The organism is Microcoleus sp. OTE_8_concoct_300 (assembly GCF_031383065.1).
Taxonomy (GTDB): Bacteria; Cyanobacteriota; Cyanobacteriia; order Cyanobacteriales; family Microcoleaceae; genus Microcoleus.
In genome coordinates this window covers 1-2,693 of sequence record NZ_JANMZH010000032.1, presented here as the reverse complement: position 1 = coordinate 2,693, position 2,693 = coordinate 1, and the positions used below count along the sequence as shown (strand labels likewise).

Genomic DNA, 2,693 nt, shown 5'->3' with positions numbered 1-2,693 from the left:
TGGAAATATTTGGGGCGGGCTAGAAGCCCACCCCACAAGAATTTTTGTGGCACAGGCATCTTGCCTGTGAAATCTGTGTGGCACAGGCATCTTGCCTGTGAAATCTGTGTGGCACAGGCATCTTGCCTGTGAAATCTGTGTGGCACAGGCATCTTGCCTGTGAAATCTTAGTGGCACAGGCATCTTGCCTGTGAAATCCTTGTGGCACAGGCATCTTGCCTGTGACTGAAGCTTGGGCGGGCTCTTCGGCCCACCCCACAAGAAATTCAGCAGAGGCTAAACTTCATACATTTGCCAGAAAAAAGGATATTCCTCTGGAGTCACTGAAAGACCAGCTTTGACAGGATTTTGCCTAATATATTCCCAAAAAACCTGAAATTCTCGTTCATCTCTGACAATGTGGTCATGTCGCTCATCCTGCCAGACAGTACCAATATGCTTCATCACCTTGGGAATTTGTTTAGAACTGTAGCTTTTCATACTGTGTAGAATGCTGCTGAGCGACCAGAATTTATTATCCGACTTTTCTAAAGGCTGCATGAGCATATGCACATGATCAGGCATTACAACTAAGCAAAATATTTGATACCTTTGCCTATCAAAAAACTTGCAAGCATTGAGGACAACTTGCCTCGCAGCCGGAGTTAATTCCAGCTTTTCCCAAGTATTAAAAGTTATGAAATAGACCGCTCCTTCTAACTCCCAATGAGGTAAATTTCTGTAAGTAACTTTTAATTGAGCATCTCTGAGTTTAAGCGGCAGACTAGAAGCCTGTCCCACAAAAAGCTGATATTGACCTGTGGGGTGGGCATCTTCCCCGCCCAAATCCTGATTGCTTGCCTGACTCAAAATTTCGCTAATCATATGACTAAGTACAACCGCACCTTAGTATAAAATAGCCTAAAGAAAGCAAAATTTCAATACCCTTACCGATGATTTTTGTAAAGTCTTTAAGCATTGTGGGGTGGGCATCTTGCCCGCCCCAAATATGCAAGTTAAATGGTCACAACTCATCTCATCTTCAAAATCTTCTGTGCCGCACTTTCAGATACCGGCATCACCGATAACCGATTGCCTTTCCTCACCAGCAAAATCTCATCAGCACTAAAGTTTTGTTTCAGTTCATCCAAAGATATTAACTTAGCAAATTCCTCAACAAACTCAACTCTCACAGTTTGCCAGCGAGGAGCATCAAACGGCGACTTAGGATCATAATATTCGCTATTCATATCGAACTGACTCGGGTCAGCAATTCCTGTTTCCACGACGCGCATTAACCCGGCAATACCCGGAAATTTAGTATTAGAATGGTAAAAAAATACTAAGTCTCCCCGACTCATTTCTCGCATAAAATTGCGCGCTTGATAGTTGCGAACGCCATCCCAAATAGAAGTGCGATCGCCCTTCAAGTCCGCAATACTATAAACATCCGGTTCCGACTTCATCAGCCAATAATTCATAGAATATCTTTCCGCTTCTGCAACCACAGAGTCAACATCAAATAAACCAAAATATGCACGCACAAAATACCCCAATTTAAACCCAAATTCTCCCAGGTTGGATCGTAAACAGGAGTAGGCTCAAACGGCTGAGGAAGCGTACTCCCATCCGGTAATGTAGTAGGCACGGGAACCATCCCATTCACATTAACTAAAGAGCCGTAAGCACCCACCGACCAGCGGCTTAACATCAGCCAAGAAAACTTGCTCGCCGCACCTTCCATCTTAAACAAAACTCCAGAAAAAATAATCTGAGGCAGCAATAATAGAGGCAAAGCGCTATTAGCTTGAGAGCTATTTTTAACAATCGCGGAAACGACTAATCCAAGACTTATGCAGCTCATCAAAGTTAGGAATGTGGTAATACTTGCCCCCATCTGCCAGGAAATAAAACTCGGTTCGGGGGATTTAAAAGCAATCAGAATAACTCCTACCATTAACAGTGTTTGCAATACTGCCAAACCCGAAAGTATAAATATTTTTGAACCTAAATAAGCAAACAATCCTAAATTGACCAAACGTTCGCGCAGATAAATAGCAGATTCTTTGACAATTTCTTGCAGAGAAGTTGCCAGTCCTACCCAAATCGCCGCGCAGGTAAATACAAATAAAACTCTGAGTGCTAAAGGTGCTAAAGTTGCATCCGGCGCTCCAATTAATGGGTCTTTATCTCTGACGGCTAGCCGCAGCAAACTAATGCCGATCGGAGCCGTTAAAAGAGCTAAAGTCAAGTTAACTAAGTCGCGGGAAATAAGCTGAAAATATCGCTGGGCAAGCAAAACGAGTTGTTTGACAAAAGATTGAGTTTTTGGCACAGAAGGTGCTGAAGGCGTATTTGCATTAGCCTTGCCTCTGCTGAAGTGGTTGACAATATAGCGCTGATTGTATGGAGATTTATTAAACTTTTCTGCCCAGCTTTGAAGGTTGATGTCTCCTGTTTCCAATTCGTTGTAAATGTCTGCAAAATCGCCCGTTTTGACATCGAAAAAATCCAGCGCTTCCCTAGGCGGACCGAAGTAACAGAGACGTCCGCCGCGACCCATAAAAACAATCCGATCGCACATCGTGATATTTGCCGTCGCGTGAGTCACCAGAATCACCGTCCGGCCTTGATTTGCCAACTTTCGCAGCAGTTGCATCATCTTCTTATCCAAACCCGGATCGAGTCCTGAAGTCGGTTCGTCTAAAAAGAAA

3 protein-coding genes are annotated in these 2,693 nt (G+C 43.7%); all 3 read right to left on the bottom strand.

Translation table 11 applies throughout. From position 1 onward, the window contains the following. Nucleotides 1–276 precede the first annotated feature (276 nt). Nucleotides 277–864 carry an REP-associated tyrosine transposase gene (locus tag ACUVJL_RS01990; protein ID WP_445244313.1) on the bottom strand — a complete coding sequence of 196 codons (588 nt, stop codon included), beginning with the start codon at nucleotides 862–864 and terminating at the stop codon, nucleotides 277–279. 146 nt (nucleotides 865–1,010) lie between these two features. After that, complete coding sequence (locus ACUVJL_RS01985; protein ID WP_445244312.1) at nucleotides 1,011–1,460, bottom strand: EVE domain-containing protein; 450 nt, start codon at nucleotides 1,458–1,460, stop codon at nucleotides 1,011–1,013. Then, nucleotides 1,457–2,693 (bottom strand): ABC transporter permease (locus ACUVJL_RS01980; RefSeq protein WP_445244311.1); only part of this gene is annotated, 1,237 nt, incomplete at its 5' end. The genes ACUVJL_RS01980 and ACUVJL_RS01985, both read right to left, overlap by 4 nt.